This is a genomic window from Sandaracinus amylolyticus (assembly GCF_021631985.1).
GTDB lineage: Bacteria > Myxococcota_A > Polyangia > Polyangiales > Sandaracinaceae > Sandaracinus > Sandaracinus amylolyticus_A.
This window is the reverse complement of record NZ_CP070225.1, coordinates 6960360-6982180: the sequence shown is the minus strand read 5'-3', so window position 1 is coordinate 6982180 and position 21821 is coordinate 6960360. Positions and strand designations below refer to the sequence as shown.

The following is a 21821-nucleotide window of genomic DNA, read 5'->3' as shown; positions in this document are numbered from 1 at the left end:
GAGAAGAGCACCCACGCCGCCGTAGCGCACCGAAGGGTCCGTCGCGGCGGCGAAGTCGATCCCAGAGCCATCCAATCGGAGCCCGGAGAAGTCGTGCACCCCGAGAAGAAGGTCGACGTCGCGATCCTCGGCGGCGGTCTCGCCGGCAACCTCGTCGCGCGTCAGCTGCGCCGGACCCTGCCCGACGTCTCGATCGCGCTCTTCGAGAAGGACGTCGAGCGCGGCTTCAAGGTGGGTGAGTCGAGCGTCGAGATCGCCTCGAATTTCTTCATCCGGAAGCTCGGGCTGTCGACGTATATGTACGACGAGCAGCTCCCGAAGAACGGCCTCCGCTTCTTCTTCGACACCCCCGAGAAGAACGCGCACCTCTTCGAGATGAGCGAGGTCGGCAGCAACAAGCTGCCGATGTTCCCGACCTTCCAGATCGATCGCGCGCGCTTCGAGGCCGATCTGCTCGAGATGAATCGCGCGGACGCCGTCGACGTCCAGGTCGGCGTCACCGTGCGCGATCTCGACCTGAAGAGCGGCACCGACGAGGCGCGCAGCCACCGGCATGCGTTCACGGTCGAGGCGCCCGACGGGACGCGCACACGCTACGCGGCGCGCTGGGTGATCGACGCGAGCGGTCGCCGCCAGCTGATCAGCAACCAGCGCGAGCTGCGCGTGCGCGAGCCCCACGGCTGCGGCGCGGTGTGGGGCCGCTTCACCGGCATCACCGACATGGACGGCCTCGGCGAGGGTGGCGGCGCGGGGGAGAAACAGTGGCCGGGCGCCGACGCGTGGAAGGCGCGGGCACGCCACACCGCGCGCGTGCTGAGCACGAACCACTTCTGTTATCGCGGCTACTGGATCTGGTTCATCCCGATCGCGCGCGGCGTCACGTCGCTCGGTGTCGTCGGCGAGGTGTTCGAGCCGTGGATGCGCACCGAGGAGGGCTTCTGGAAGTTCCTCCGCCAGCACCGCGCGGTCGCGTCGCTCATCGAGAAGGCCGAGATGGTCGACGTCGAGCACTACGCTCGATACACGTACGCGACCAAGCAGTTCTGGGACGGCGCCGAGCGCTGGGCGATGATCGGCGAGGCAGCCGCGTTCAGCGATCCGTTCTACTCGCCGGGCTCCGACTACATCTCGCTCGAGAGCGACATGATCACGGACATGGTCCGTCGCGACTTCGCGGGCGAGAGCGACGCCGAGCTCGCGGAGCGCAGCCGTCTCTACGACGAGTTCATGCGCTTCCGATACGAAGCCACGATGAAGCTGTATCGCGAGCAGTATCCGGTGCTCGGCAGCTTCGAGACGATGCGTCTCAAGTGGAACTTCGACATCAGCTGTTACTACAACCTCTGGCTCGACTTCTTCTTGCGCGATCATCACCTCGATCTGCGCAAGGTGCGTGAGCAGCTCCGCCGCAAGGAGTACGTGCTCAACGCGCTCGAGAATTTCCGGCAGCTCTTCGGGCGCCTGGTGCGCGAGCTCGAGGCGAGCGGGAATTATCACCGCTCGAACCTCGGCCAATACAACGACGGGACCGATCTCCTGCACTTCCAGGACGAGATCGGACGCGAGCGCAAGAAGGGCGGCGTCAATGCCCGCACCGAGGAGATCTTCAATTTCTGCCTGACCGAGGCGCGACGGATCCTCGGCGAGACCGGCGGCGCGCCGCTCGATCTCCACCAGTTCATGGAGCCCGTGCAGCTCGGCTGAGCTGCGCGGATTCGTGGTTCCGAGACTTCATCTGTAAGAGAGCACCGTGTCCGAGACTGCCACGCTCAGCCGCGACGAGATCTTCGGGAAGATCGTCGAGATCCTCAGTGACTCGTTCGAGCTCGATCCGAAGAAGATCACCAAGGAGTCGACGCTCTACGAAGAGCTCGATCTCGACAGCATCGACGCGATCGACATCTTCACGCAGCTGCGCGAGATGACGGGGCGACGCCCCGACCCGGCCGACGCGCGCAAGGTGCGCACCGTCGACGAGCTGATCGACTTCGTCCTCGCCGAGATCGAGAAGGCGAAGGCGGGTGTGCCGGAAGGACCGACCGAGCCTCCGACGAACCCGGGGGCGGCGGAAGGCGAGACCAAGCAGTGAGCGGCCGGCGCGTCGTCGTCACCGGGCTCGGCCTCGCTTCGCCGATCGGCAACAGCGACGCCGAAGCGACGGAGTCGCTCAAGCGAGGTCGACACGGCATCCGCAAGATGCCGGAGTGGGGGCACATCCCCGACCTCCAGACGCGCATCGGCGGCGCCGTGACCGGGCTCGATTTGCAAGCGCATTTCCCGCGGCGGAAGCGCCGCACGATGGGCCTCGTCGCGCTCTACGCGGCGTACGCGAGCGAGCAGGCGATCGCGCAGGCGAACGTCGGCGCCGAGGTGCTCGCCAGCGGGCGCTGCGGCATCGCGTACGGATCGACGACGGGCAGCTCGCAGGCGCTCGAGGAGTTCTGCGGTCCGCTCTTCACGCAGTTCACGATGCGCGGGCTCGACTCGAGCTCGTACCTGAAGTTCATGACGCACACGTGCGCCGCGAACCTCGCGTCGTTCTTCGGGATCCGCGGGCGCGTGCTGCCGATGATCAGCGCGTGCACGAGCGGCTCGCAGTCGGTCGGCGCGGCGTACGAGGCGATCAAGTACGGCATGCAGGACGTGATGATCGCGGGCGGCGCGGAAGAGCTGCACTACGCGACGGCGGTCACGTTCGATCTGCTGATGGCGACGAGCATCCGGTACAACGAGACGCCGGAGCGCTCGCCGCGTCCCTTCGACGTGAAGCGCGACGGGCTGGTGATCGGCGAGGGCGCGGCGACGCTGGTGCTCGAGGATCTCGAGCACGCGAAGAAGCGCGGCGCGAAGATCCTCGCGGAGATCATCGGCTACGGCACGAACTGCGACGGACTGCACATCACCGCGCCGAGCGAGGACGGGATGCGCGGCGCGATGGAGCTCGCGCTGAGCGACTCGAAGGCGCACCCGAACGACATCGACTACGTGAACGCGCACGGGACGGGCACGGAGATCGGCGACATCGCGGAGACCAACGCGACGTACTCGGTGTTCAAGCGCGATGTGCCGATCTCGACGATGAAGAGCTACACGGGCCACACGCTCGGCGCGTGCGGCGCGATGGAAGCGGTGTTCTGCCTGCAGATGATGCGCGACGGATTCCTCGCGCCGAATCGTAACCTCGACGAGATCGATCCCCGCTGCGCGAAGCTCGGCTATCTGCGCGAAGTGGTGCAGAAGCGTCCGAGGACGATCATGACGAACAACTTCGCGTTCGGCGGAGTGAACACGTCGCTCGTCCTGCGCGCCTGGGGCGAGTAGGCGTCAGCCGAAGCGCAGGAGGCGGGCGAGGAAGCCACGGCGATCGGCGACCGCGGCGGTCTTCCCGTAGCGTGCGACGAACGACGAGAACGCGCGCGCCGTGAGGGGCGGCAGGCGCGGGAGCATGGCGACCGAGCGCGCATCCCACGCCGCTGCGGCCGCGTCGATCTCGGCGTCGCTCCACTCGTGCTCGTGGAGATTCGTGAGGAACCCCTCACGGTCGCCGTGGAAGTGGAGGTCGACCTCCCACGGGCGTGCCTCGCCCTCGATGGTCGCCCAGCCTGCGCCCTCGCGCGCGTAGACGAGCCGTCGCAGCGGGCCGCTCGGGCCGTGCTCTTCGATCGAATACGCGTCGACCGAGGTCTGCATGAAGAGCGCGAGCACCTCCGAGCGGCTCTCACGCGCGACCTCGGCGGCGAGCGCGCTCGCGGCCTCGAGCCCACCTCGGATCGCGACGACCGCGAAGCCGTCGGCAGGGCTCAGCTCGATCTTCGTCTTCCACAGTGCGGCGCAGACCTCTTCGGTCGGCCGCACGACCATCCCGGACCACGTGCTCACGACGTGCGTGTAACACCGGTGCGAGTCGCGCTCGGCTTACCGATGCTTCGCGCTCGCGGCGCGGTCGCGGTGAGCCGCTACATTCGCGCGATGTCGAACACGACGACGCACGCGATGGTGATCGCGATGATCGCGCTCGGGTGCGCGCCCACGCGCGAGCAGGCGGCCGCGGAGACCAGCGCGGTCGAGGAGACCAGCGGGGCCGAGGTGGCCTCCACGGATCCGTGCCGGGGCTCGGCGCTCGAGCTCGATCGCGTGGCCGCGGAGTGCCGGGTCGAGACCACTCGGAACGGTGTCGATCGCGCTGCCGACGCGAACGTGCTCGTCGCGAGCGTGGAGCCGGTCTCGGTTCGCAGCGGTGAGCGAGCGCGCGTCCCGGTCACGTTCCGCAACGCGACGGCCGAGCCCCTCGAGGTCGTGCTCCCGCCCTCGGTGGGGATCGGGGGCACCGACATCGAGCGCGACGGCGAGCTCGTGGACTTCCGGAACGAGTACTCGGGTCCCGCGTTCGCGATGGGATGCGCGATCCCGTGCCGTTGGGTCCGGGTCGTGCTCGAGCCCGGAGGAGCGCTCCATGCAGTCGTCGACGTGTCGGCGCGCGTCCGCATCCGGCGTGGCACCACCGAGCCCGAGATGCACGACGGCGAGGCAATCCCACCGGGACGCTACGACCTCGTGATCTGGACGCCGTGGCTCGGCCCGGACGCCGACGGTCGGATCGTGCAGCGCAGGGTGCGCACGACCGTCGAGGTGACGCCCTGACGTTTCATCGTGTTTCACGCGCGTGAAACACGATGTGCTCAGTCGCAGTCGGGCACGTCGACGACCATCGAGTAGATCTCGGTCTGACCCCAGCGTCGATCGCTCCACACCGCGACGATCTGCTCGTCACCGGTGAAGACCGTCGCGACGGGCATGCCGGCGACCGCCGTCGTGACGTCGCCGAGCGGCGTCGCGGGCGCGCGAAGTGTGAGCGCGCCCGTCGCGCTCGCCGGAATCCCGGCGCGCAGGATTCGCAGTGATGCGGGGTCCGTGGTCCCGGGCGGCGGCGGCATCGTGAGCACGATGACGGCCTCGTCGCCGCGAGCTGCGATGCTCGACGTCTCGGCGCTGCCGGTGGTGGAGGCGCCGACCGCGAACAGGCTCGTCAGCGCGTCGCCTCGCGCCACCTGCGCGCGTGACGAGCAAGTCCCGCTGGTGCCGTACGTCGTGACCGGCATCATCCAGGTCCAGCCGTCCCAGAGCACCTGGTGGATCGTCTCGCGCGTCGTCGGTCGCACGATCCCGCTCGGGCTCGAGCCGTCGCTCTCGATCACCTGCAAGCCGGCCCGATCGCGGTTGGTCGCGAGCGCGCCGAAGCGACCGTCGGGACGCCCGACGATCTCGACCTCGCGAGTGTACGTCAGCACGTCGCGCACTCGTATCGCGGTACGTCGTCGCTCGTGATCGTCGACACGCCCGAGACGCGCGCGACGATGCTCGCGCGCGACGAGCACGAGCGCGTGCGGCAGGAGTCCGACGCGCGCCTCGAAGCGGCGCGCTGAGCCGGTGACCGAAACGTGTGTTTCACGACCGGTGAAACACGTGAAACACACGTTTCAGCGCGGCCGATCAGAGGTGGCGGGTGCGCGCCGGTGGACGATCCCACGCGTCGTGCGCGCCGTCCTCGTAGGTGATCGGCGCGCGCTCGAGCTCCTCCGGCGTCGCATCGTCGAAGCACGCGATGTTCACGGCGTAGAAGTCCCCGCCGAGCTGCTCCATCGACGCGCTCGCGTAGGTCGTGACGCCGCACGCCTTGCAGAAGCGGTGGTGGATCGCCCGCGTGCCGAAGAGATAGTCGCCGAGCACCTCGTCTCCCGCGATCGCGCGGAAGTCCTTCGCGCGCACGAAACCCTTCCACATGCGCGTCTTCAGGCAGTACGTGCAGTCGCATCGGAAGGTCGAAGTCCACCACACGCCGGGCAGCTCCGGCGCCGATCGCTCCCCCGCAGGCGCGAGATCGAGGTCGCACTCGAACCGGACCGCGCCGCAGTGACAGCTGCCCCGATACGTCTTCTTCATCCGATCCTCCAGCGTTCGTAGAGCCGCGGCGAGCACGCCGCGATGAGGCTTGGACGGATCTCGAGGCGCGAGATCATCGGTCGCATCGATCGGAGCACTGTGCGGCTCTGGCACCCGCGTTGCTCGAGGAAGCGCGGGAGGACACCGCCGCCATGCTCTTCCGACAGCTCTTCGACCTCGAGTCGTCGACGTACACGTACCTGCTCGCCGACGAGGACACTCGCGAGGCGGTGCTCATCGATCCGGTGCTGGAGCAGGTCGAGCGCGATCTCTCGTTGGTGCGCGAGCTCGATCTGCGCCTGGTCTACGTGCTCGACACCCACGTGCATGCGGATCACGTGACGGGCGCAGGCGCGGTCCGGGAGCGCACCGGCGCGAAGTCCGTGTTGTCCGAGCGCTCGGGCGCGGGCTGCGCGGATGTCTTCGTGAAGGAGGGCGACGTGATCCGGTTCGGTCGCCACGCCCTCGAGGTGCGCGAGACACCTGGCCACACCAACGGCTGCCTGACCTACGTGACCGCGGATCACGCGATGGCGTTCACCGGCGACGCGCTGCTGGTGCGCGGGTCGGGACGCACCGACTTCCAGCAGGGCAGCCCGCACACGCTCTATCACTCGGTGCACGAGAAGATCTTCTCGCTCCCCGACGCGTGCCTGCTCTATCCCGCCCACGACTACAAGGGTCGGACGGTGACCAGCGTCGCCGAGGAGAAGCGCTTCAATCCGCGGCTCGGTGGAGGCAAGAGCGAGCCCGAGTTCGTCGACATCATGGAGCACCTGCAGCTCGCGTATCCGAAGAAGATCGATGTCGCAGTGCCCGCGAACCTGCACTGCGGATTGCCCGAGCCGGCGCACGCCGAGCCCGCGTCGGGGCAGGCCTGGGCGCCCGTCGAGACGAGCGCGGGTGGGATCCCCGAGGTCACGCCGGAGTGGGTCGCGTCGAACCGCAGCGCGGCGCGGGTGGTCGACGTGCGCGAGCCGATCGAGCTCTCGAGCGAGCTCGGGCACATCCCGGGCGTCGAGCACGTGCCGCTCGCGGCGGTGCCCAGCGTCGCTCGGCGCTGGTCGCGTGATCGTCCGATCGTGCTGGTCTGTCGATCGGGCGGTCGCTCGGGGAAGGCGGCGCTGCAGCTGCGCGAGATGGGCTTCCGCGACGTGGCGTCGATCCGCGGCGGGATGACGGCATGGAACGCGGCGAAGCTGCCGATCGAGCGGCGCCCGATCGCGGCGTATCCCGCGTCCCCGCAGGGATGAAACGACGTTTCACCGGTGTGAAACGTCGTTTCATCGGCGTTTCACTCGTCGCTCTGCTCGACGTGTGCGGCGAGGCGATCGAGGGCGTCGTCCCACGCGGCCGAGATGCGATCGAGCGCGCGGCGTGCGGTCTCGAGCTCGCGCGGGTGGAGCTCGTAGACGCTCTCGCGGCCCTGGCGCGCGCTGCGCACGAGCCCTGCGCCCTCGAGCACCAGGAGGTGCTTCGAGATCGCCTGGCGCGTGACGCCCGAGCCCTCGGTGAGGCGCGCGATCGACGCGGGACCACCGGTGCCGAGACGGGCGACGATGCGCAGCCGCGTCTCGTCGCCCAGCGCGGCGAACACCGGCGCGGCGGCGCGCAGCTCGCGCGCGGTGGAACGCTCAGCCCTCGACATGTTTCGCGATGTTCTCCAGCTGGGCCTCCCAGCCACCGGTGTTCATGCGGTACGCCTCGGCGCGGCGCGCGATCGGGATGCGATCGAAGCCGGACTCGCTGGCGAGCAGCAGCGTACCGCCGGGTGCGTCCTCGAGGACGAATTCGACGAGCGTCGGCTCCTCCTTCGAGTAGTCGACCGCGGGATCGACGGCGTACGGGTGCCAGCGGTACGAGAACAGGCGCTGCGGCTCGAGCTTCGTGATCCACATGTCGACGACGACGTGCGCGTACTCGGGGATCGTGATGCGCCCCCGGACGTGCGCGCGGGGCTCGAACCTGGGCGCGTCGAGCCGCATGCCGAACCACGAGCCGAACTCGGCAGGGTCGGTGAGCGCGCGCCACACGCGGTCACGGGGGGCGCGGAGCAGGCGCTTCTTCTCGATGCGATCGGTGCTCGACATGATGTGCAACCTCCGGGTTGCATCAACAGATAGGCGAGGTCGCGCTGACACGCAACCGTTCAATTGCGCTTTGCGCGTGCCTCCGGTCAGGGCCGCGTCGCCGGGAGTCCTTCGATCCACGCGCGCACGAGCTCGGCGCCTGCTTCATCGACGAAGTCGCTGGCGTCCGTCGGGTCCGGCGGCATGTCCCACTCGTCGCCCCGATGCAGCATGCGGACGTAGAGCTGACTCGACAGCGGCTCGCCGGGAACGACGGCGATCGTCGTGCCGTCGGCAGCGTGGTGCATCTCGGCGCCGACGGTCGTCCGCACCGCGGGCGCATCCAGCGGATCCACGAGGCCCACCGGGATGCGCAACCGGAGCGCGCGGAAGTGCGAGAGCGGGTGAGCCGAGTCGTGGCAGTGGCCGCAGTTGGCGTGCAGGTAGCCGAGCGCCGACTGCTCGAGCTCGGTGCCGGGGATCGCAGGCCGCGGGATGATCGGTTGGGTGACGAGCGCCGCTGCCTCGAGGTGCACGAGGAAGTCGTCCGGCGCTCCGGTGGCGAGCTGAATGGCGCCGACGCCGTTCAGGCCATCGATCGCGCCTCGGTGGCAGGTGAAGCAGTCGTCGATCGCGGGCACATCGTGCGGCGTGCCCAGCACGTCGGTGGCGCCTTCGGGGCGAGCGTCGGCATCCGATCCGTCGGCGCGCCAGACGTAGGCGACGTTCTCCCAGCGATCGGCCTCGACCTTGTGGAGAAACCGCGTCTCGACGCGGACGCCATCGACACGGAACTCCTTCCACACGCGGGTGCCGATCGGGAACACCCAGACGTCGGGATCACGCGTGTCGATGCGCGTGCCGGGAGGCAAGTAGATCCACCGCTGCTTCTCGGCGCCGTCGGCCCACAGCTCGAAGCGCACGCGGTACGGCATCACGCCCGGCGCCAGCGCGGCCGAAGCCAGGTCTTCGTAGAGGCCGGTCTCGGAGAGCACGGACGGCCCGACGAACGCCTGTCCGGGCGTCGGCCGTGCATCGGCAGGAGCATCCGCGCCGGCGTCCTGGCTGATCTCGGCGTCGGCCCCAGCATCGATCGCATCGGGCGCAGGAGCGCACGCCCAGAGGGCACCCGCGGCAATCGCGACGGCAGCTCGGGAGCGCATGGGGCGACGGTAGCGACGGTCGTCGCTCCGGTCGAGCGCGAGCTCGGCGATGGGCCGCGGACGCGACGGGCGAGAGCCCTTCAATGCTTGGTGGGGCGCATCGACGCGCAGAACTCGTCCCAGTCGATCGCACCGCTGCCGTCGAGATCGGCGGCGTCCATCAGCGCATCGAGCTCGACCGCGCGCAGCGCGTCGGCGCCGTCCTGCAGCGCGCGCTGGAGCTCGTCGCGCGTGACCTGACCGTCGCCGTCGTCGTCGAGCGCGCGGAACGCGAGCGCGAGCGCGTGCTCGTCGTCGGGCTCGGGCGCGAACCACGTCGTGAGGAACGCGGCGAGCTCGCGCGGCTCGATGCGCCCGCTGCCATCGCGATCGAGCGCGCCCATGAGGCGATCGAGCTCGTGATCGCGCAGCTCGATGCCCTGCCGCGCGAGCAGCGCGCGCAGATCGTCGCGGCCGAGCTCGCCCGGGCGATCGAGCTCGAAGAAGCCTGCGATCCACCGCGCGTCGGGCGCGCTCACGTCGACGCGTCGGGGCTGGGGCGGGCGCGACAGGCGCAGCGTGCGCAGCGAGGCGACGACCGCGAGACCGAGCCGCGAGCGCACGACCTGCGCGCGCAGCGAGCGCTCCTTGGTCACGAGCCAGAGCAGGAATCCGAGGTCGATCGCCGCGAACACGAAGGGCGCGAGCGCGGGCGCGAAGCGCGAGCAGACGTTCGCGAGGCCGGTGTAGAGCGTCACCTGCACGCAGAACATCATGTTGCGCTGGTGCTCGGTGACCCATCCCTGCAGCCACGCGCGCGGCGTCGGGCGCAGCCAGTACGAGACGTTGCGCGCGACGAGATAGACGTACGCGGGGATCTGCACGAGGTAGACGATCGCGAACGGGTACGTGTTCGGCGTCTCCGCGGGCCCTCCGCGCACGAGGCGCATCACCGCCCAGATCGTGAGCCCGATGCCGAGCACGAGGCTCGAGAGCGGGAGGAAGAGCATCACCGCGCGCATCGGGCGCGGCGGCGGTCGGTTCTTGTAGCGGAGCGCGGCGAGGCCGTGCGCGAGGAAGTCGATGACGAGCGACGAGATGAACGCGAACTGGAGATAGAGATAGAGCGAGAAGCCCTGGTTCGTGACGTCGTAGTAGCGAGTCGGCTCGAACCCGCGTGCGATGAGGATGTGCCCGCTGTTGATCAGGCCGTCGGTCAGGTGGAGCAGCCACACGACGACGAAGACGCGCCCGGCGCGCACGTGCACCGCGCTGCCCGGCGTCGCGAAGAGCGGGATCAGGCACGTGGCGAAGAGCAGGATGCCGGTGAGGTCGTGCAGGCCGACGAAGAGCTGGAAGCCCCAGCTCCATCCGAACGGGTTCGGGTGATGGTGGAAGGGCGTGACGTGCTCGGTGACGACCTGCGCGCCGGTGGCCCACGTGGTCGGATCGGCGAGCCCGCCGTGCCACGCGATCAGCATGCAGACGATGCTGTGCACGCGCAGCGCGAGGAGGACCGCGAGCACGCCGAGGAACGCGGCGCGTGGCATCGCGCGATGGTGCTGGCGGAGGCGGAGGAACGCGTTGCGACGGATGCGGTCGCGCGCGATCTCGCGGAGCACGTGGCCGGGGTCGAGCACGACCGGTGCGTAGCGGTGCGGCACGCGCGGATCAAGACCGCGGGCGCGGTCGGGTACGCTCGCGCGATGAGGATCGCGAGGGTGGGCGCGGTGCTGGCGGCGTGTCTGGCGCTGCAGGCGTGCGAGTGCGGGGGCACGACGCGCACGACGGTGACGACCGGCGCGGCGCCGAGCCCGGATCCGACTCCGGCGCCGACGCCGACACCGCGCGAGGAGACACCCCCGCGGCCCACGATCGACGAGGCGCAGCGTGCGGAGGTGATCCGTCGGGTGCGCGCCGGGCGGCGTGCCGTGCGCGCCGAACGATGGGACGAGGCGCTCGACGAGTTCGAGCACGCGCTCGCGATCTCGCCGCGCGCGCCGAGGCTGCTGTGCGAGGCAGGATTCGTCGCGTTTCGCGCGGGAAAGCTCGCGATCGCGGCGCGCCGCATCGAGCTCGGGATCTCGTTCTTCCCGGGGATCGAGGCCGCGCCCGAGGCGCTGCACGCGCCGATCGCGATGTGCCTCTACAACCGCGGGCTCGTCGCGGAGGCGAGCGGCGCGGTGGAGCTCGCGCGCGACTCCTACGCGCGCTCCCTGCGAATGCGTCGGAACGCGACGGTGGAGCGACGGCTCGCGAGCCTCGAGGTGCGCGAGGCGCGGCCGCGCGAAGGGGCGACGATCGATGATGTGCCGCTCGACGTCGCGCGCTCCGTCGTCCTCGCGACCGACGAGGCGACGCTGGTGCGTGCGCTCGAGCGATCGCTCTCGGGGATCGACGAGTTCGAGCCCGACGAGTGGAATCGTGCGGGCGTCGAGGTGATCCAGCGCGCGCCGCTCGCGTGGGATGCAGCGAGCGCGAGCGAGGTCGTGCTGCTCACGGCCGACGACAACGGCAATCCGCTCGGGGCCGTGCGCCTGGTGCTCGCGTTCCGCGTACGCGACGGATACCTCGTGCTCCCGACGGATTTCGGCGAGTACGACAACACCGACCACGGCATCTCGAGCGCCGACTCGGGGACGATCACGAGCGTGCACGCGAGCGCGACGATGCTCCGCATCGAGCTCGACGTGTGCTGGGACTCGTCGTCGCAGGAGGTGACCACGGTCGACGAGCATCCCGATTGGGCGTGCTATCGGGACGACTCGTACGCTGCGGGGTGTACCAGCAGGACGATCCTCTGCGTGCCGACCGATGGCGACGTTCGGTGCGCGCAGATCACGCGTGCCCACCGCGCGACCGAGCCGGCGAGCTGGAGCGTGTGGTGCACCGACGAGAACGGTGAGCCGCAGGACCAGCGCGCGGAGACGTCACCGCTCGACACCTCGCACGACTTCGCGCTGGACGTCGCGGTCGACGGCGACCGAGTCGCGATCACGCGCGCGAGCGGGACCGCGCCCGACGACGTCGCGGAGCTGATCGGAGCACGCACCGTCGCGGAGCTCGCGGAACGCGCGCCGCTCGGCGCGTACCTGCGCACCGACGCGGAGCTCGATGCCGAGCTCGCGCGGTATCGCGCAGAGATGAGCGAGTAGACCTAGCGCGGGTTCCACGGCAGGAGGCTCGACGCCTCGCCGCGCACCGTCAGCGTGAACGGTCCCGCCGTCGCTTCGTCGGGCACGCCGATCCACACGCGGTGGGTGCCCGCGCTCCAGAGGTGTCGCTCGCGCGCGGTGCGCACGCACTCGAACGTGCGATCGGGATGCTCGACGACCGCGAACGGCGCGCTCTCTCCCGCGAGCGCGAACACGACGTCGCGCGTCTCCGCGAGCTGCAGCGCGACGTGAGGGCGCACGCCGACGAGCCCGCCGGCGCACTCCGCGCCGATCGCGCTCGCCGAGATCTCGTCGCGCGCGGTGCCCTCGATCGCGATCTCGCTCGCGCCGAGCTCGCGCGTGCCGTGCTCCGGCGCGGCGTCGCGATCGAGCGCGTGCGCGCTCACCTCGAGCGAGTAGGGCACGGCGCTCGCGGTCTCGGAGAAGCTGCCGACCCACACCGGGTGATCGCCCGCGCGCAGCAGCGTCGCGATCTGGGGCTCGTTGCCGTGGCCCGAGTCGTCGTCGCACTTCACGGTGCCGTCGGGCTCGCGCACCAGCATCACGAGATCGCTCTGGCCGCTCGCGTGGAGACGCACTGCCGCGTCGCGCGCGAGGCGCAGCGTGAGCTGGGGCTCGATCGGGAGGTAGCCGCGGCAGCTCGCGTCCTGGGTGCTCGCGGCCGTGACCGGCTGCACGGTGCCGGTGATCGCGTGGGTCACGTCGGGGCCGTCGATCACCGGCGTGCTCGGCGTGCCGTGCGACGCGAGGCCGCTCGCGTCGGGCATCGCGCTCGCCTCGCGTCCGCTGATCGCGAGCGTGAAGTCGATCGACTCGGCGTGATGATACGTGCCGACCCACACCCGCGTGTCGCCGGGCGGCACCACCGCGGAGATCAGCGGATTGAGCGATCCGCCGCCGTCGTCGTCGCAGAGCACGCGACCGTCGGGCGCGACCACGAGCATCACGAGATCACCCGAGACCGCCTGGGGCGCGATGCGCAGCGACATCGGGCGCGACGATCGCAGCACGAGCTGCGGCGCGTCGGGCACGTACCCGCGGCACTGATCGGGCGCGCTCGTGATGCCGCGGGTGGTGAGCGGAGGCAGCGCGGGCTCCGGCGTGACGTCGAGATCGACGAGCCCGAGCGAGGGCGCCGCGTCGTGCGAGGGGCCACATCCGAGCCCGGTCAGGCGCACGAACGCGAAGATCGCACCCCCGACGCCGAGCGCGATCACGAGGTACTTCGGGATCTGCGAGGGCGACTTCTTCGCGCGCCGCAGCATCTCGATGCGACGTCGCTGCGACTCGCGCGCGGCCTCGGCCTTGGCCTCGAGCTCCTTGCGCTTGCGCTGCTCCGCGACGCCGAGCTGCTCCTCGAGCTCGGCCACGCGGGCCTTCAGGCGATCGCGCTCCTCGGCGACGTCGCGCAGCGACTCGAGCTCGCGCTCGAGGACCTCGATGCGTGCGCGCAGCGCGTCGGTGTCGTCGCGGAAGGCCATCGGATCAGAAGCGCGCGTCGAGCACGAGACCGACGTGCTGCGGCCCGATCGCGGGAAGCACGCGCAGCGCGGTCGGCTGCGCCTCCATGAGCTCCGGCTCGGGCATCGAGCCCCAGTCGGTCACGAAGATCAGCACGACCGAGCTGACCGCGAAGAGGCCTGCGACGCCGTACATCACGTCGGCGGCGAGCGCGAAGTCGCGGATCTCCGCGCGGCGCGCCCCGGGATCGAGGCCGCATCCCGCGGTGTCGCGGCACTCCTCGGCGTCTTGGTTGAGCATCATCGCGTTGACGCCGAGGCCGATCGCGACGCCCAGCGACGCGACCGCGAGCGCGGTGCTGGTGACGAAGAGCGCGGGCGTGACGCCGCGGAAGTCGGAGAGCCGCGCGAGCTCGAGCTCGAGCTCGATGCGCTGCCGCGACGCGACCTGGATCTCGCGGCGCAGCACTTCGTACCCCTGCGCGCGCACTTCGATCGTGTGCTGGCCGCCGGGGATGTGGACCTCGCCGGGCGCGACGCCGACCTGCCACTCGCCGAGCCACACCTCGGCGGTGTCGGGGCCGCCCTCCGCGATCGTGATCGCGACGGTGCCCAGCAAGCGCTCGAGCGCGCGCAGGCTCGCCTCGACCTCGGCGCGATCCTCGGCGCCCTCACCGCCCTCGTCGAGGTAGCGGCGGTACATGTCGATCGCGAGGTCGTAGCGATGCAGCTCTTCGTACGCGCGACCGAGGTTGTAGAGGACGAAGAACTGGTTCGGGTGCCCCTCGAGCAGCTCGTAGATGCGCTGGAACTCGGCGAGCGCACCGCGGTAGTCACCTTGCTCGAAGAGGCGCTCCGCGCCCTCGTAGCGCTCCATCGCCTCCGCGAGCTCGGGCGAGGGCGGCGGCTCCTCGGGCGCGGCCTCGCTCGGAGCGACTGCGTCCTGCGCATGCCCGCGCGATGGCATCGCGAGCACGGGGACGAACGCGAGGACGAGAGCGAGCCGAGACAGGAGTCGCACGACGTGGTTCTCTCGCGTGCGCGCCGTCGCGTCAACAGCCCGGCCACGAGCGCGCACGCACGTCGCGCTTGGTGTACCGTCGCGTCGAGATGCGCCGAACCGTCCTGCTCGTCCTCGCGCTCTGCGTCTTCGTTCCAAGCTGCTCGCTGACCGGGCTCGACCGCTTCGACTGGCCCGACTGCGACGAGTGCGAGCTGCTGAACGAGCGCGATCGCATCGACGCGGAGGACTGCGAGCGCTGGCAGTGCGATCTGCAGACCGACGAGTGCCGCTTCGGGCCGCTCGATCAGGACGGCGACCAGCACGGACCGCTTCGCTGCGGCGGCGACGACTGCGACGACACCGTCGCGAGCGCGTACGTGGGCGCGAGCGAGATCTGCAACGGCGTCGACGACGACTGCAACGGCTGGGTCGACGACGCGAGCATCGATGCGGCGCAGCCGGTCGCGGTGCTCGATGCGGCATCGACGCCGCGATGGGTCTCGAGCGCGACGGTCGAGGGTGGGCTGATCGCGGCGTACCAGACGTCGGGCGGCGCGGGCGTCGAGGTGATCGACGATGTGTCGCCGATCACCGCGGGGTCGCCGCTCGTGCTCGCGACGACCGAGCCGCCGTACGAGACGTCGAACGCCGAAGTGGTCGACGGGTGCGCGAACGAGGTGCAGAGCGCGCAGCCGCTGCCGCGCTGCGGCGAGGGCGACACGTGTGGTGCGGGAGAGGACTGCGTCACGTCGCGCGCGGGAGACGAGCTCTGCGACGAGCCGCTCGCGAGCGCGCCGGTCGCGGGCAAGTGCCATCACGACGCGGAGTGCGACGACGGAGTGTTCTGCAACGGACACGAGAGCTGCGATCCGGCGAGCCCTGCGTCGGACTCGTTCGGGTGTCGTGCACCCGAGCGCTCGACGCCGTGCACCACCGGCGAGACCTGCGTCGAGACGGGTCGCCTGTGCACGCGCGTGTCGCCCGACGCGAGCGCGTGTGCGATCGCGGATGCGACGATCGCGAGCACGGGCGCCGGCGAGTGGATCACCGCAGCGATCACCGACAGCGGCTGCGCGACCGGCGCGCTGCGGCTCGGGTACTTCGTGGAGTCGCCCGTCGCGCCGGAGTCGCGGTATCCGGTGCGTCGCGTCGTGCAGCGCGGCGACGCGGCGGCGACCCGCTCGACGAGCTGGCTCGGGATCGACGTGACCGCGGCGGAGCGCTGTCCGGGGCCTGCGACCGGGCGTGCCGACGGGGCGCCGCTCGGCGCGAGCGGGCCTGCGATCGCGGCGCTTCCCGCGGATCGCGAGGCGGGACGGCTGCGCGCGCAGGGCGTGGTCGCGTACCTCGCGGGGCCGCTGTGTCGTGGGCTGGGCACGTGCAGCAGCGATCCCTCGCGGCGTCCTGCGGGCGCCGATGGGCCGCTCGACGTGGAGCTCGTCGGCGTGTGGCTCGAGGAAGGGAGCGCGGGCGGCGCGCAGGTCGGTTGGGTGAACGCGTCGGGGTCGGGCGAGCCGGTGCGGCTCGGGGTGTCGAGCGGCGCGGGCGCGACGCGCGCGTCGGTGAGCGCGTGGACGAGCGGGGCGCGCGCCGGGTACGTGGTGGCGTATCCGGTCGCGAGCGGTGGTGTCGCGATGCACGTCGTGCCGGCGATGAGCGACCCCGCGCCGACGTGCCCGTCACCCGAAGATCAGACGTGCACCGACGACGGAGACTGCGCGGACGGCGCGCGTTGTCGGATGGGGCGTTGTCAGCTGCGGCCGTGTGTCTCGGAGTTCGATCCGCGGGCGACGCAGCTCGACGATCGGGCGCGCGCGACTTCGGCGTTGGTGGTGCCCGCGGCGATCACCGGGTTCGCGAGCGCGACGATCTCGGGCGACGTGGCGGTCGCGATCGGGCGCACCGGCGAGGACGGGACGATCGAGCTCGCGCTCGCATGGGAGGAGACGAACGGCGTCGCGGTGGCGCTGGCGACGCTCGATCCCGCGAGCGGAGCGATCACCGAGGGCGCGGTGCGGCGCTTCGCGTCGGCGTCGCCCGATCAGATCGCGATCGCGCACGTGAGCTCGGGGCTGGTGCGGGAGAACGCGGAGATCGAGGGCGTGGAGGTCGACGCGGGCTCGCTCGGCGGGTTCGTCGCGACGTGGCGCTCGGGCGCGACGGGCGAGGCGGACACGCGCGCGGTGCGCATCGCGGATCTGGATGGAAGCGTGATCGCGCCGGGCGCGATCGTGGTGGCGAGCGAGAGCGCGCAGCCGCGGGCGTTCGTAGATGCGGGGCGGCGGGTCTCGGTGCTCGCGCACCAGGAGGCGAGCTTCGTGGTGGTGCCGGCGGTCTGCGGTCAGCGGGCGCGCTGACGGGCGCCTGGCGCCCGTCAGGCGGGCGCCATCTCCGGGCCGACCGTGGTTGAGGTTTTCCTCAATGGTTTCGCGCCGCGAAGACCGACCGTGGTTGAGATTTCGTCGCGCGTGTCGTGATCACGCGGTGCGGTCGGCGCGCGCGGAGGTGCGGCGCAGAGGTGACGGGCGCCAGGCGGCCGTCAGGCGGGCGCCATCTCCGGGCCGACCGTGGTTGAGGTTTTCCTCAATGATTTCGTACGCCGAAACCGACCGTGGTTGAGGTTTCGGGGGGACCAACCACTCGAGCCCGCATCCGCGGGCTCGAGCCTCTCCCCACGATCACTGCTCGCCGAACGCCGCCGCGCGCGCGACCAGCGCCGGATCCGCGATGCGCGACGCGACGCGATCGCGCACCTGCCGACCGATCGCACGCCACGCCGCGACATCGGCCGGCGTCGCGCGCGTGATCTGCATCCCGCGCCCGACCATCGCCTGGATCGACTCCTGCTCCGCGCGCGACGCGTTGCGCCGCGCGAGACCGTGGAACTGCGCGCCCGTCTCCGTCAGCACCTGCTGCTGCGCGGGCGTGAGCGACTGGAACGTGCGCTCCGAGATCACGCTGCCACCCACGAGGATCGCCACCGCGGTGTCGCCCATGTGCGTCGCGTGCGCGCTCCACTGCAGCGCGACCGCCACCGCCGGCGGCGCGAGGAACGTGTCGATGCGCCGCGTCTGCAGCCCACCGAGCACCTCCGGCACCGAGAGCGACACCGGATTGCTGCGCACGAAGTCGAAGAGCACCGGCAGGATCACGTCGTCCGAGCGCACCCAGAACCGGCTCGCCGACAGATCCGTCGGCGTGTGGATCTCGCGGTTCGAGAAGAGGTGCGCCGACCCGACGTCGGCCCAGCCGAGCATGCGGAAGCCCTGACCGACCATCCCCTGCTCGATCTCGGGCGCGAGCGCGGCGCGCGCGGCTTCGACCTGCTCGTACCGCAGGAACGTGCCCGGCAGCTGGAACACCAGCGCGGGCCGATGGATCTGCGCGAGCCCCGTCGACGTCACGCCGCCCGCATCGAGGCGACCCGATCGAATCTTGCGGATCACCTCGGGCTCGTCGCCCTGCACGCCGCCCGCGTAGAAGCGGAGCTGCAGCGATCCTTCGGTGCGGCGTCGGATCTCGCGATTCCACGCGTCGAGCCCGCGCATGATGAGCGAGCCGGGCGGCGCGAGCGTCGCGAAGGTGATGGTGCGTGTCTGCGTGTCCTGCGCGCCCGAGGGCGCGTGGGGCAGCAACACGAACGCGAAGGCGAGGAGAAGAGCGATCAGGGCGCGGATACGCATGCGCGCGACCGTAACACAAGATCGTGAGACGGTTGCTACAGCAACGATTCGTCCACGATCTCCGCGCGTTCAGCGTTCCCCGCCGATCGCGACGAGGCCTTCCTCGGTGCGATCGGTCGCGGGCGGCGGCGCCGGCGAGAGCAACGAGATCGACTCGCGCAGCTCGCAGGTCATCTCGATGTCGAGCGCGCCGAGCACCGCATCGAGCTGCGCCACGTTGCGCGCGCCGAGCAGCGGCGCGGTGACCGCGGGATGCGACGCGACCCACGCGACCGCGAGCGCCGCGGGATGCCAGCCGTGATCGCGCGCGAGCGCGACGAAGCGATCGGCCGTCTCGTACACGCTCGGGTTGCCGTAGCGCACGCGGTAGACCTCCCAGTCGACGAGGCGCCCCGCCGAGGGTCGATCGTGCACGCCGTACTTGCCCGAGAGCAGCCCTCCGCCGAGCGGCGAGTACGGGAACACCGCGAGCCCTTCGTCCTCGGCCATCGGCAGCAGCTCGACCTCGGCCTGGCGCTTCACGAGGCTGTACATCGGCTGGATCGCGCTGATCGGCGCCCATCCGCGCATGCGCTGGATGCCGAGCGCCTTGCTCACCTGCCACGCCGCGAAGTTGCTCACCGCGGGATGGAGGATCTTCCCGCTCTGCACGAGCTGCTCGAGGCCGCGCAGCGACTCCTCGAGATCGGTGCGCTCGTCGAAGCGATGCAGATAGAAGAGCTCGATGCGATCGGTGCCGAGGCGACGCAGCGAGCCCTCGACGCTCCGCACCAGATGCAGCCGCGAGCTGCCGCGATCGTTCGGGCCGCGCGCGCCGCTCGGGAAGTACGCCGTGCTCGCGAGCACGACGCGATCGCGCTCGCCGCGGATCAGCGCCCCGAGGATCTCCTCGCTCGCGCCCTTCTGGTAGATGTCGGCGGTGTCGAAGAGGTCGATGCCCGCGTCGCGCGCGCGTCGATAGATCGCCGCGGATGCCTCGCGATCGGCCTCGCCGCCGAACGTCATCGTCCCGAGCGCGAGGCGCGAGACCTTGATGCCGGTGCGCCCGACGAACGCGTGCTGCATCGCGATCAGCCCTGCGACTGTCGCTGCGACTGCGACTGCGCCATCGGCATCGCGACCGACTGCGACTGCGACGCCGCGCGCGACGCGGGCGGGAGCTGCGACTCTGCACGCGTGCTGACCGGGCGCGGCGCGAGGAACTCCTCGTAGATCGCCTGACCCACCGCGTTGAGCTTCGACTGCAGCCCGTCGATCCACGCGTGCAGCTCGGCCCCGCCCTCGCCCAGCACCGCGCTCGCATCGCCGTGCTCCAGCTCGGTGCGAAGCGCGGCGACGAGCGTCTCGGCCGGCAGCGCGAGCTCGTCGAGCGACATGCCGGTGATCGCGTGCAGCGAGCGCTCGGCCTTGGTCACGCAGTAGCGCACCGAGCGCGGGAACTTGTACTCGAAGAGCAGGAACTCGACGACGCGCTCGGGGACGATGCGCCCGTGGCGCTTGCGGTACATCTCGAGCGCGCTCGCGCTCTTGAGCAGCGCGGCCCACTGGATCTCGTCGATCGCGCCCGCCGGCGCGCTGCGCTGCGAGAGCAGGAGGAATGCCTTCACGTCGACGATGCGCGACGTCTTGTCGGCGCGCTCGAGCAGCCGTCCCAGGCGCCCGAAGTGCCACGCCTCGTTGTGCGTCATCGTGAGGTACGTGACGCCGACGAACGCGTGGCAGTCGTGCTTGATGCGGTCGTAGAGCTCGCCCGGCGACGCGAACGCGGCGACCGGATCGCGCGAGGCCTCCTTCACCGAGAGGTACATCTCGTTGAGCTGCTTCCACATCTCGCTCGAGATCACCTCGCGCACCGAGCGCGCGTTCTCGCGCGCGGCGCGCAGGCACGACGCGATCGAGTTCGGATAGCTGCGATCGAACGTGAGGAACTCCATCACGTTCTCGCGCGTCGGCGCGCCGTACTTCTCGGTGAAGAGCGCGTGGTCGCCGGTGGTCGCGACGAGCGAGGCCCAGGGGCTCGTGCCGTGATCGGTCGGCGCGTCGAGCGTCAGGTGGAGGTTCACGTCGACGAAGCGCGCGACGTTCTCCGCGCGCTCGACGTAGCGATTCATCCAGTGGACTGCGTCGGCGACGCGCGAAAGCAGAGGGGGCTCGGACGGCGACAGGCTCACGACGACGAGCGTAGAGGACGAGAGCACGACGGGGAAGCTTCGAGATCACGCGCAACACACTCGAAACAAGGGCCCGCATCGCGTGTAGGATCGCGGCGGGGTGCCGCTCTCGCTCGCTGCACCGCCGCGCCTCGCGAGCCGAATGCGATGACGACACGCCTGCTCCTCGTGCTCTCGTGGGTGCTCTTCGTCGTCGCGTGCGGCGGCGAGCAGCTGCGTCTCGGCGTGGGCGGCGACGTCACGCGGCAGCATCGCGCGCCCGAGCCCGATCCAGTCGCCGACGCGGCGCCGCGCGCGTGGCTCTGGGAGGTCAGCGGCGGAGGCTCGCTCGCGCCCTCGTACGTGCTCGGCACGATGCACCTCGGCGTCACGCGACGCCGCGCGCTGCCGCCGCCGCTCGACGAGTTCCTCCACCGGTCGCGCGTCGTCGTGATGGAGATCGATCCGCGCGAGCTCGATGGGATGTTCGCAGGAACGACGACCTCGAGCGCCGCGCCGCGTCGGGTCTCGCGCCGCGACTGGCTCGATCGCGCGCTGCCCCCCGCGACGTGGCAGCTCCTCGTCGACGAGCTCGGCGCGCGCGTGCCCTCCGACGTGCTGCGACGCATGCCGCCCGGGCTCCTCGTGCTCTATCTCTCCCAGGTGCGCATGGCCGAGGTCGAGGCGCGCGAGGAAGGACGCACGCCGGTGCGCGGCGCGGCGTCGACGGCGCGTCTCGATCAGTCGATCTTCGAGTGGGCGGTCGCGATGGGACGCCCCGTGATCCCGCTCGAGACCCCGCAGCAGGCGCTCGATGCGCTCGAGCGCGTGAGCCAGGGGAGCGCGCTCGACGGATTGCGCGAGGTGCTCGAGCAGGCGGAGGAAGCGCGCGCGGGACAGGCGCGGCTGCGCGAGGCGTACCTCTCGCTCGACGACGCGCAGACGCGAGCGCTGCTCGACTCGGAGATGGACGCGGAGACGCGCGAGATCCTGCTGCTCGCGCGCAACCGCGCGTGGATGGAGAACCTCGTGCCGCAGATCGAGGAAGGCCGCGCGTTCGTCGCGGTGGGGCTCGGCCATCTGCTCGGCGACGACAGCGTGCTCACGATGCTCCAGGCGCGCGGGTTCCAGGTGCGGCGACTCGGCGGCCAGGAGCGCCCGCCCGAGCGCCGCTGACCGAAACGATTCCGCGCGCTCG

At 70.8% G+C, this 21821-nt stretch carries 20 protein-coding genes; 8 read left to right on the top strand and 12 right to left on the bottom strand.

Going from position 1 to position 21821, the window contains the following annotated elements; genetic code table 11:
* The first annotated feature begins 93 nt into the window (after nucleotides 1-93).
* Genes I5071_RS29570 through I5071_RS29560 form a run of 3 tightly spaced genes read left to right on the top strand, consistent with a single transcriptional unit; the run spans nucleotide 94 to nucleotide 3321 of the window.
* Nucleotides 94-1704 (top strand): NAD(P)/FAD-dependent oxidoreductase, encoded by a 1611-nt coding sequence (locus I5071_RS29570; RefSeq protein WP_236516601.1) that lies wholly within the window; start codon nucleotides 94-96, stop codon nucleotides 1702-1704.
* A gap of 46 nt (nucleotides 1705-1750) precedes the next feature.
* Complete coding sequence (locus I5071_RS29565; RefSeq protein ID WP_236516600.1) at nucleotides 1751-2089, top strand: acyl carrier protein; 339 nt, start codon at nucleotides 1751-1753, stop codon at nucleotides 2087-2089.
* On the top strand, nucleotides 2086-3321 hold the full coding sequence (locus tag I5071_RS29560; RefSeq protein ID WP_236516599.1) for a beta-ketoacyl-ACP synthase: 1236 nt from the start codon (nucleotides 2086-2088) through the stop codon (nucleotides 3319-3321). The genes I5071_RS29565 and I5071_RS29560 overlap by 4 nt, the downstream gene beginning before the upstream one ends.
* 3 nt (nucleotides 3322-3324) lie before the next feature.
* Here the strand turns inward: I5071_RS29560 and I5071_RS29555 are convergent, their stop codons facing one another.
* Entirely contained in the window at nucleotides 3325-3879 is a 555-nt protein-coding gene (locus tag I5071_RS29555; RefSeq protein ID WP_236516598.1) for a hypothetical protein, read from the bottom strand.
* A 90-nt stretch (nucleotides 3880-3969) separates the two neighbouring features.
* On the opposite strand from I5071_RS29555, the gene I5071_RS29550 reads away from it, so the two are divergent.
* On the top strand, nucleotides 3970-4641 hold the full coding sequence (locus I5071_RS29550; RefSeq protein ID WP_236516597.1) for a hypothetical protein: 672 nt from the start codon (nucleotides 3970-3972) through the stop codon (nucleotides 4639-4641).
* 38 nt (nucleotides 4642-4679) lie between these two features.
* Here the strand turns inward: I5071_RS29550 and I5071_RS29545 are convergent, their stop codons facing one another.
* Both I5071_RS29545 and I5071_RS29540 read right to left on the bottom strand, forming a co-directional pair.
* Entirely contained in the window at nucleotides 4680-5288 is a 609-nt protein-coding gene (locus I5071_RS29545) for a hypothetical protein (protein ID WP_236516596.1), read from the bottom strand.
* A gap of 202 nt (nucleotides 5289-5490) precedes the next feature.
* Nucleotides 5491-5940: a GFA family protein gene (locus I5071_RS29540; RefSeq protein ID WP_236516595.1), complete on the bottom strand. Its 450-nt coding sequence runs from the start codon at nucleotides 5938-5940 to the stop codon at nucleotides 5491-5493.
* Nucleotides 5941-6092: 152 nt separating this feature from the next.
* Between I5071_RS29540 and I5071_RS46865 the strand changes: the two genes are divergently transcribed.
* On the top strand, nucleotides 6093-7193 hold the full coding sequence (locus I5071_RS46865; protein ID WP_329611085.1) for an MBL fold metallo-hydrolase: 1101 nt from the start codon (nucleotides 6093-6095) through the stop codon (nucleotides 7191-7193).
* 41 nt (nucleotides 7194-7234) lie between these two features.
* On the opposite strand, the gene I5071_RS29525 is transcribed toward I5071_RS46865, so the two are convergent.
* The 4 genes from I5071_RS29525 to I5071_RS29510 form a co-directional block, all read right to left on the bottom strand.
* Nucleotides 7235-7588, bottom strand: a complete 354-nt coding sequence (locus I5071_RS29525; RefSeq protein WP_236516594.1) for an ArsR/SmtB family transcription factor — start codon at nucleotides 7586-7588, stop codon at nucleotides 7235-7237.
* Nucleotides 7575-8033 (bottom strand): SRPBCC family protein, encoded by a 459-nt coding sequence (locus I5071_RS29520; protein WP_419249670.1) that lies wholly within the window; start codon nucleotides 8031-8033, stop codon nucleotides 7575-7577. The genes I5071_RS29525 and I5071_RS29520 overlap by 14 nt, the downstream gene beginning before the upstream one ends.
* 83 nt (nucleotides 8034-8116) lie before the next feature.
* A complete protein-coding gene (locus I5071_RS29515; protein ID WP_236516592.1) occupies nucleotides 8117-9172 on the bottom strand; it encodes a hypothetical protein in 1056 nt (351 codons plus the stop codon).
* A gap of 80 nt (nucleotides 9173-9252) precedes the next feature.
* The gene (locus tag I5071_RS29510; protein ID WP_236516591.1) at nucleotides 9253-10815 is read right to left on the bottom strand and encodes an EF-hand domain-containing protein; all 1563 of its coding nucleotides are present in this window, start codon (nucleotides 10813-10815) and stop codon (nucleotides 9253-9255) included.
* Nucleotides 10816-10857: 42 nt separating this feature from the next.
* Here I5071_RS29510 and I5071_RS29505 point away from each other — a divergent pair, with 42 nt between their 5' ends.
* Nucleotides 10858-12306, top strand: coding sequence for a tetratricopeptide repeat protein (locus tag I5071_RS29505; RefSeq protein ID WP_236516590.1), 1449 nt, complete (start codon nucleotides 10858-10860; stop codon nucleotides 12304-12306).
* Nucleotides 12307-12308: 2 nt separating this feature from the next.
* Here the strand turns inward: I5071_RS29505 and I5071_RS29500 are convergent, their stop codons facing one another.
* The gene (locus I5071_RS29500; RefSeq protein ID WP_236516589.1) at nucleotides 12309-13808 is read right to left on the bottom strand and encodes a hypothetical protein; all 1500 of its coding nucleotides are present in this window, start codon (nucleotides 13806-13808) and stop codon (nucleotides 12309-12311) included.
* 4 nt (nucleotides 13809-13812) lie between these two features.
* Nucleotides 13813-14808 carry a tetratricopeptide repeat protein gene (locus tag I5071_RS29495; protein WP_236516588.1) on the bottom strand — a complete coding sequence of 332 codons (996 nt, stop codon included), beginning with the start codon at nucleotides 14806-14808 and terminating at the stop codon, nucleotides 13813-13815.
* An 89-nt stretch (nucleotides 14809-14897) separates the two neighbouring features.
* Between I5071_RS29495 and I5071_RS29490 the strand changes: the two genes are divergently transcribed.
* Nucleotides 14898-17147: a putative metal-binding motif-containing protein gene (locus I5071_RS29490; RefSeq protein WP_236516587.1), complete on the top strand. Its 2250-nt coding sequence runs from the start codon at nucleotides 14898-14900 to the stop codon at nucleotides 17145-17147.
* Between the two features lie 321 nt (nucleotides 17148-17468).
* On the opposite strand, the gene dctP is transcribed toward I5071_RS29490, so the two are convergent.
* From dctP to I5071_RS29475, 3 genes are all read right to left on the bottom strand, one after another.
* Nucleotides 17469-18473, bottom strand: coding sequence for a TRAP transporter substrate-binding protein DctP (gene dctP / locus I5071_RS29485; RefSeq protein ID WP_236516586.1), 1005 nt, complete (start codon nucleotides 18471-18473; stop codon nucleotides 17469-17471).
* A 69-nt stretch (nucleotides 18474-18542) separates the two neighbouring features.
* Nucleotides 18543-19538 (bottom strand): aldo/keto reductase, encoded by a 996-nt coding sequence (locus I5071_RS29480; RefSeq protein WP_236516585.1) that lies wholly within the window; start codon nucleotides 19536-19538, stop codon nucleotides 18543-18545.
* Nucleotides 19539-19543: 5 nt separating this feature from the next.
* Nucleotides 19544-20644, bottom strand: coding sequence for an alpha-E domain-containing protein (locus tag I5071_RS29475; RefSeq protein ID WP_268921159.1), 1101 nt, complete (start codon nucleotides 20642-20644; stop codon nucleotides 19544-19546).
* Between the two features lie 147 nt (nucleotides 20645-20791).
* Here I5071_RS29475 and I5071_RS29470 point away from each other — a divergent pair, with 147 nt between their 5' ends.
* Entirely contained in the window at nucleotides 20792-21799 is a 1008-nt protein-coding gene (locus I5071_RS29470; protein WP_236516583.1) for a TraB/GumN family protein, read from the top strand.
* Nucleotides 21800-21821 lie beyond the last annotated feature (22 nt).